This window comes from Neisseria flava, assembly GCF_982712965.1.
Genome location: NZ_CEXQBZ010000065.1, coordinates 1 through 7,121, shown reverse-complemented (window position 1 = coordinate 7,121; position 7,121 = coordinate 1). Strand labels below are relative to the sequence as shown.

At 50.9% G+C, this 7,121-nt stretch carries 9 protein-coding genes; 4 read left to right on the top strand and 5 right to left on the bottom strand.

From position 1 onward, the window contains the following. Positions 1-85: 85 nt before the first annotated feature. The 3 genes from rarD to cyaY all read right to left on the bottom strand — a co-directional run bounded on the left by rarD (position 86) and on the right by cyaY (position 2,083). The gene (gene rarD / locus AC5M9B_RS03945; RefSeq protein ID WP_487648281.1) at positions 86-985 is read right to left on the bottom strand and encodes an EamA family transporter RarD; all 900 of its coding nucleotides are present in this window, start codon (positions 983-985) and stop codon (positions 86-88) included. Between the two features lie 213 nt (positions 986-1,198). Further along, positions 1,199-1,705 (bottom strand): S-ribosylhomocysteine lyase, encoded by a 507-nt coding sequence (gene luxS / locus AC5M9B_RS03940; protein ID WP_049224669.1) that lies wholly within the window; start codon positions 1,703-1,705, stop codon positions 1,199-1,201. Between the two features lie 54 nt (positions 1,706-1,759). Continuing rightward, positions 1,760-2,083: an iron donor protein CyaY gene (cyaY, locus tag AC5M9B_RS03935; RefSeq protein WP_019269809.1), complete on the bottom strand. Its 324-nt coding sequence runs from the start codon at positions 2,081-2,083 to the stop codon at positions 1,760-1,762. Between the two features lie 70 nt (positions 2,084-2,153). Between cyaY and lptM the strand changes: the two genes are divergently transcribed. The 3 genes from lptM to rfbC are packed head-to-tail and all read left to right on the top strand — an operon-like array spanning position 2,154 to position 4,143. Beyond that, entirely contained in the window at positions 2,154-2,324 is a 171-nt protein-coding gene (gene lptM, locus AC5M9B_RS03930; protein ID WP_003755649.1) for an LPS translocon maturation chaperone LptM, read from the top strand. 11 nt (positions 2,325-2,335) lie between these two features. After that, the gene (gene lysA / locus AC5M9B_RS03925; RefSeq protein WP_209283105.1) at positions 2,336-3,556 is read left to right on the top strand and encodes a diaminopimelate decarboxylase; all 1,221 of its coding nucleotides are present in this window, start codon (positions 2,336-2,338) and stop codon (positions 3,554-3,556) included. Positions 3,557-3,603: 47 nt separating this feature from the next. After that, complete coding sequence (gene rfbC / locus AC5M9B_RS03920) at positions 3,604-4,143, top strand: dTDP-4-dehydrorhamnose 3,5-epimerase (RefSeq protein ID WP_070655525.1); 540 nt, start codon at positions 3,604-3,606, stop codon at positions 4,141-4,143. A gap of 77 nt (positions 4,144-4,220) precedes the next feature. Here the strand turns inward: rfbC and AC5M9B_RS03915 are convergent, their stop codons facing one another. Further along, positions 4,221-4,373, bottom strand: coding sequence for a hypothetical protein (locus AC5M9B_RS03915; RefSeq protein WP_487648280.1), 153 nt, complete (start codon positions 4,371-4,373; stop codon positions 4,221-4,223). Positions 4,374-4,479: 106 nt separating this feature from the next. After that, entirely contained in the window at positions 4,480-5,484 is a 1,005-nt protein-coding gene (gene gap / locus AC5M9B_RS03910; RefSeq protein ID WP_487648279.1) for a type I glyceraldehyde-3-phosphate dehydrogenase, read from the bottom strand. Between the two features lie 569 nt (positions 5,485-6,053). Here gap and lpxC point away from each other — a divergent pair. Beyond that, positions 6,054-6,968: a UDP-3-O-acyl-N-acetylglucosamine deacetylase gene (lpxC, locus tag AC5M9B_RS03905; protein WP_039408946.1), complete on the top strand. Its 915-nt coding sequence runs from the start codon at positions 6,054-6,056 to the stop codon at positions 6,966-6,968. Positions 6,969-7,121 lie beyond the last annotated feature (153 nt).

Here is a 7,121-nt window from a genome sequence, read left to right as displayed (position 1 = left end):
GCTTACACAGAGCGCCTGAATAGGCTTTTATGAGTGTCCAAGATTTGGGGGCCAGTTCAGTTTTCAGACGACCTTTTATTGTCCTTTATCTTTTATCGACTGCTTTCTGTCTTGCCTTGATCCACCCGTTTGCCATCATCATGCACAACCCCGACCAAATCAAACCATAGCTGATTAAAGCCCCGGGCTGCAAAGGTTCGCCCAAAAACGTTACCGATACGGCAAACAGCAAAACAGGCTCCAAATAACTCATCATGCCGAAGACAGCGACCGGCAATAATTGATTTGCCTTCAGGTTCAAATGCATGGCTACCGCGCTGTTTATTCCCAGCAATACCACAAACCCCGCCAATACCGGCATATCGGCAATCAAACCTAACGTATCCGTAAAAAATACGATATACACTAGCGCACACGGCGCAATCACCATCAAATCCAACGTCAATCCGACCAAAGGCGGCACGCCCAACCTTCGCCGCAGCAGGTAATACACAGGATAAGTGCCGAACACCCACACCGTCGCCCACGAAAACGCACCCATCCGCAGCCATTCCCACGCCACGCCGGCGCACGCCAGCATGACAGCCGCCGTTTGCAGGCGGTTGAGGCGTTCTTTAAACCAAATCCGCCCGCACAACATCATAGCCAGCGGAAACAGAAAATAGCCCATCGCCACATTCACGCCCTCCCCGTTGACGGGCGACCAGACAAACAGCCACAACTGGCTCGCAAAAACAGGGGTGGGCAGGAAAATCAACAGCCAGCGTTTCCAATCCCGGCCGACGCCGCGTATAAATCTGTCTGCCGCCTGCCAGCCGCCCACCATCCCCATCAGGCCAAACAAAGCCGCCAGCATCGCCACCATCCGCCAAGCGAAGACTTCCGTCCCCGTCATCGGCTTCATCCAAATTCCGTATAAAAACAACACAACAAACAAAATATTGGACAACGCCGCCGCAATCAGACCTTTCGACAAATCCGTCATTTCAGACGACCTTATGCAATAAATAAAAGGTGTATTGTAGAATAACCTTATAGGAACTTCCCGTATTTATCTTGTTCTCGTATTTTATTTTTTAGTTTTGAAATATATTTTTCTGCTTAAACAAACCGACAGCGGAATATCACACCCCCAAACCTAAAGGTCGTCTGAAATCCGGTTTCCCGTTTTCAGACGACCTTTTTTCAAGCATATCGTTTAAGCGTTCAGCAAACTTTCATCCAGCGTCAGCTCTTCGTTTTTGTTCACCGCCACTTTGCGCGTCAGGACGTTTTGCGCGATTTCCTGCGCTTCGGCAAGCGAGTGCATCAGATAAGTGCCGCATTGGTATTCGTTCAACTCGGGGATTTTGCTTTGGTCTTTGACATTGACGACATCCCGCATCGAAGCGAGCCATGCGTCGGCGACCTGCTGCTCGTCGGGCGTGCCGATGAGGCTCATGTAGAAACCGGTGCGGCAGCCCATCGGGGAAATGTCGATGATTTCGACGCCGTTGCCGTTCAAGTGGTCGCGCATAAAGCCTGCGAACAAATGCTCCAGCGTGTGGATGCCTTTTTCGGACAGGATTTCTTTGTTGGGAACGCAAAAGCGCAGGTCGAATACGGTAATGGTGTCGCCTTTGGGCGTGGTCATGGTTTTCGCCACACGCACGGCAGGGGCGTGCATACGGGTGTGGTCGACTTTAAAACTGTCTAACAGGGGCATTGGATTATCCTTTTGAGTAAATATTTTGGGTGTGAGATGGGCTTCTGAGTCCGATCACAATTCGTCAATCTTTACCGCTTCGCCCGAAGCCGCGCTCAGCGCTTCGTTCAAAACATCATAAAAATCGCGGCTGTCGCGTGTTGCCAGCCATTTGCCGTTTTGCTCGGCGAAATGGTAGCCGCCGCTTTTTGCGGCAATCCATAATTCCTGATTGGGCGTGTGGCGGTTGACGATGATTTGCGTGCCGTCCGCCGCTTCGATAGTCAGCACGTTTCCGGCAAACTGGCAGTCGAAATCCCAGCCGTTTTCGTCAATTTGGTCTTCGATGTGTTCGAACAATTCTTCGCTCATGCGGATGAATTCGCTTTCGGTCATCATGGCTTTTTGTGTGTTTTTTGTTTAAGATACCGAATCTTGCCACATTCGCGCTTATGAAGGAAGTTTACCGATGAAATACGGCGTATTTTTTGCTGCGGCAACCGCCCTCCTGCTCTCGGCCTGCGGTTACAAAGGCGACCTCTACCTGCCCAAAGAAGGCGACAAGGCGCGTTTCGGCGTGGTCCAAACCGGCCTGAAAATCCATTCTTCCAAAGAACCTACCAATCAAACCAACGATTAAGCCTTACCAATATGACCCTGCATTGCGAACAAGTCCCCTACCCCCGCCTTGCCGAAGAATTTGGCACACCGCTTTATGTGTACAGCCAATCTGCGCTGACCGAAGCATTTGAAAATTACCAAACTGCGTTTGCCGCGCTTTCCCCGCTCGTCTGCTACGCCGTCAAGGCAAACGGTAATCTGAGCATCATCAAACACTTCGCCTCGCTGGGCAGCGGTTTCGACATCGTTTCCGGCGGCGAATTGGCGCGTGTTTTGGCGGCAGGCGGCGACGCGGCGAAAACCATATTTTCAGGCGTGGGCAAAAGCGAGGCGGAAATCGAGTTCGCGCTGCATGCCGGCGTGAAATGCTTCAATATGGAAAGCATCCCCGAAATCGACCGCATTCAAAAGGTTGCCGAACGCTTGGGCAAAACCGCGTCCGTCTCCCTGCGCGTCAACCCAGACGTCGATGCCAAAACCCATCCCTACATCTCCACCGGCCTGAAAGCCAACAAATTCGGCATTGCCTACGCCGACGCGCTCGAAGCCTACCGCCACGCCGCCCGCCAAAGCCACCTCAAAATCATCGGCATCGACTGCCACATCGGTTCGCAACTGACCGACTTAAGCCCGCTCATCGAAGCCTGCGAGCGCATTTTGATTTTGGTGGATAAGTTGGCTGATGAAGGCATCGTTTTAGAACATTTGGACTTAGGCGGCGGCGTCGGCATCGTTTATCAAGACGAAACCGTCCCCGATTTGGGCGCGTATGCCCAAGCGGTTCAAAAACTGATCGGCACACGTCGTCTGAAACTTATCCTCGAACCAGGTCGTAGTTTGGTCGGCAACGCAGGCTCGCTGCTTGCACGCGTCGAGTTCGTCAAACACGGCGAAGAAAAAAACTTCGTCATGGTCGATGCCGCCATGAACGACCTCATGCGCCCCGCACTCTATGACGCCTATCACCATATCGAAGCGGTAGAAGCAAAAAACATCCCACCGCTGACCGCCAACATCGTCGGCCCGATTTGCGAAACCGGCGACTTTCTCGGCAAAGACCGCACCCTTGCCTGCGAAGAAGGCGATTTGCTGGTTATCCGCAGCGCAGGCGCATACGGTGCCAGCATGGCGAGCAATTACAACGCGCGCAACCGGGCGGCGGAAGTCTTGGTGGACGGCAGCGAATACCGGCTTATCCGCCGCCGCGAAACCTTAGAACAGCAAATGGCAAACGAAATGGTCTGTTTGTAACATCCCGTCCGTTTTCAGACGACCTGTCCCATACTTGAGAATACTTCATGAAAATCATCGATACCACCCTACCCGAAGTCAAACTTTTAGAACCGCAAGTTTTTGGCGACGCGCGAGGTTTCTTCATGGAAACCTTCCGCGACGAATGGTTTAAGGCCAACGTCTGCGACCGCACCTTCGTACAGGAAAACCATTCCAAATCAAGCAAAGGCGTATTGCGCGGCCTGCATTACCAAACCGAAAACACGCAAGGCAAACTCGTGCGCGTCGTCGTCGGCGAAGTGTTTGACGTTGCCGTCGATATGCGTAAAGACTCGCCGACTTTCGGCAAATGGGCTGGCGAAATCCTGTCGGCAGAAAACAAACGCCAACTGTGGGTACCCGAAGGTTTCGCGCACGGCTTTTACGTTTTGAGCGATGAAGCCGAATTCGTTTACAAATGCACGGACTATTACAACCCGAAAGCCGAACATTCGCTGATTTGGAACGACCCGACAGCCGGCATCGAATGGCCGCTGCAAGGCGAACCCAACCTGTCGCCCAAAGACTTGGCGGGTAAAATTTTGGCTGAAGCAGTTACGTTCTAAATTACCATTGTCAAATCCGTCAAAAACGCAAGGTCGTCTGAAAACTTGAAATAAGGTTTTCAGACGACTTTTTACAGCTACAGCAACCTTATTTCTTCCCCCGTCCGGCGGGTGAAGGTTAGGATGAGGGTGGCTTGCGGATATACGGCAATAAAGGAAGAGCTACCCTCTCCCCAACCCTCTCCCGCCAGACGGGAGAGGGGGCGGGTTGCAGGTAAAAAAGAGGTCATCTGAAAACTTTGAGATTTGAGTTTTAGAGAAACTCGTTCTACCCCCGTTTTCAGACGACCTTTTCTCTTACTTATCCACAGACTGGTTTACCCAATCCGAAATCCTTTAGATTTTGCCTGCGAAGTATTCCAAAGTGCGGACGAGTTGGCAGGTGTAAGACATTTCGTTGTCGTACCAAGCGACGGTTTTCACCAATTGTTTGTCGCCTACGGTCATCACGCGGGTTTGGGTGGCGTCGAAGAGTGAGCCGTATTCGATACCGACGACATCGGAAGAAACGATTTGATCTTCGGTGTAGCCGTAAGATTCGCTCGCGGCAGCTTTCATCGCGGCGTTGATTTCTTCTTTGGTTACAGGGCGTTCGAGGATGGAAACCAATTCGGTCAGCGAGCCGGTGGCAACGGGAACGCGTTGGGCGGAGCCGTCGAGTTTGCCATTCAATTCGGGGATAACCAAACCGATGGCTTTGGCGGCGCCGGTGCTGTTGGGCACGATGTTGAGCGCGGCGGCGCGGGCGCGGCGCAAATCGCCTTTGCGGTGCGGCGCATCAAGGGTGTTTTGGTCGCCGGTGTAGGCGTGGATGGTGGTCATCAGGCCTTCGACTACACCGAATTCTTTTTGCAGGACTGCCGCCATCGGGGCAAGGCAGTTGGTGGTGCAGGAAGCGGCGGAGATAACGGTTTCGCTGCCGTCTAAAATGTCTTGGTTCACGCCATATACGACGGTTTTCACGTCATTGCCGCCGGGCGCGGAAATAACGACTTTGCGTGCGCCGGCGCGGATATGGGCTTCGGCTTTGGTTTTGCTGGTAAAGAAGCCGGTACATTCGAGGACGACGTCCACACCCAAATCGCCCCAAGGCAATTCTTCAGGATTCGGATTGGCGAAGACTTTGATTTCTTTGCCGTTCACCACGATGGCATCGTCTTTCAATTCGGCAGTACCTTGGAAACGGCCTTGGGTGCTGTCGTATTTGAAAAGGTGCAGCAGCATATCGGCAGGGGTCAGGTCGTTGACGGCGACGACTTCGATGCCTTTGGCTTTTTCAATTTGACGCAATGCCAGACGGCCGATGCGGCCGAAACCGTTAATCGCTACTTTGATGCTCATTTTGATACTCCTGTCAGTAGGGAAAGGGATAAATTTCAATAAGGGCTATTGTAGCCTGAAATAAAACTACTACCTAGAATTACACGATGCTACTTTTAAAATGTTTGATTTAAATAAAAAAACCGTGAAATAGGTCGTCTGAAAATACAGATTGGTACGGTTTGTCCCCATATTTGGGGATAAATTTTGGTTGTTTTTAAAATTAATATGTAATTATTTAAAAAAATGATGATGGTGATGAGTGTATCCCCGCTTTGTGGATAACCTTATTACTGATTGTATAATCAAATTGTTGGATTCATTTAAAGGCTGCGTTCAAGTTTTGTTTTTTATGAGAACAAAGTCGGATAATCTGTAATTGTTTGAATTTTTCTGTGGATAAAATCGGATTTTTCCACTCAGATTACACGGCATACTGTGGATAATCTTACCGGTACAAAGGGTCGTCTGAAAAATCTATGGTTCTGAAACGCCTACATTAGCAAATACTATTAAAAATAATGGATTATTTTTTCCTTTTTATCGTATTATCCAAACATCAAACCAATTATTGAATAAGGAGGCGGTTTATGCTGCAACGAACTTTGGCAAAATCCATCAGCGTAACCGGCGTCGGGCTGCATTCGGGCGAACGGGTCGCGCTGACCTTACACCCTGCGCCTGAAAACAGCGGGATTTCTTTCCGTCGTACCGATTTGGACGGCGAAATGGGCGAAACCATCAAACTTACGCCCTACCTCATCAACGATACGCGCCTCTCGTCCACCATCGTAACCGACAAAGGCGTGCGCGTCGGCACGATTGAACACATCATGTCCGCGCTTTCCGCCTACGGCATCGACAATGCGCTGATTGAGTTGAACGCGCCCGAAATCCCGATTATGGACGGCTCCAGCCTGCCGTTTATCTATCTTTTGCAAGATGCGGGCGTTGTCGATCAAAAGGCGCAAAAGCGGTTTTTGAAAATCCTCAAGCCTGTCGAAGTCAAGGAAGCGGGCAAATGGGTGCGCTTTACGCCGTATGACGGCTTTAAAGTGACGCTGACCATCGAATTTGACCATCCGGTTTTCAACCGCAGCTCGCCCACTTTTGAAATCGATTTCGCGGGCAAATCCTACATCGATGAAATCGCGCGCGCGCGCACCTTCGGCTTTATGCACGAAGTGGAAATGATGCGCGCCCACAATCTCGGGCTGGGCGGCAATTTGAACAACGCCATTGTAATTGACGACATGGATGTTTTGAATCCGGAAGGTTTGCGTTATCCCGACGAGTTTGTCCGCCACAAAATCCTCGATGCCATCGGCGATTTGTATATCGTCGGACACCCGATTATCGGCGCATTCGAAGGCTACAAATCCGGCCATGCCATCAACAACGCTTTATTGCGTGCGGTTTTGGCGGACGAAACCGCTTACGAATGGGTGGAATTTTCTGACGATGAGAATTTGCCGTCCGCCTTCCACGAGCTGCCGGCGGCTTGAGATAAGACAGCGTACAAAAAGGTTGTGGATAAACAATCATCCACAGCCTTTTTATTCAATAAAGGTCGTCTGAAATCTGAACTGGCCCCCAAATCTTGGACACTCATAAAAGCCTATTCAGGCGCTCTGTGTAAGCTGGGTTCTGTATGCGAC

Bases quoted from the DNA above. Each gene is read 5' to 3' on its own strand.
- rarD (WP_487648281.1), bottom strand. From the start codon at position 985: ATGACGGATTTGTCGAAAGGTCTGATTGCGGCGGCGTTGTCCAATATT.
- luxS (WP_049224669.1), bottom strand. From the start codon at position 1,705: ATGCCCCTGTTAGACAGTTTTAAAGTCGACCACACCCGTATGCACGCC.
- cyaY (WP_019269809.1), bottom strand. From the start codon at position 2,083: ATGATGACCGAAAGCGAATTCATCCGCATGAGCGAAGAATTGTTCGAA.
- lptM (WP_003755649.1), top strand. From the start codon at position 2,154: ATGAAATACGGCGTATTTTTTGCTGCGGCAACCGCCCTCCTGCTCTCG.
- lysA (WP_209283105.1), top strand. From the start codon at position 2,336: ATGACCCTGCATTGCGAACAAGTCCCCTACCCCCGCCTTGCCGAAGAA.
- rfbC (WP_070655525.1), top strand. From the start codon at position 3,604: ATGAAAATCATCGATACCACCCTACCCGAAGTCAAACTTTTAGAACCG.
- AC5M9B_RS03915 (WP_487648280.1), bottom strand. From the start codon at position 4,373: ATGACCTCTTTTTTACCTGCAACCCGCCCCCTCTCCCGTCTGGCGGGA.
- gap (WP_487648279.1), bottom strand. From the start codon at position 5,484: ATGAGCATCAAAGTAGCGATTAACGGTTTCGGCCGCATCGGCCGTCTG.
- lpxC (WP_039408946.1), top strand. From the start codon at position 6,054: ATGCTGCAACGAACTTTGGCAAAATCCATCAGCGTAACCGGCGTCGGG.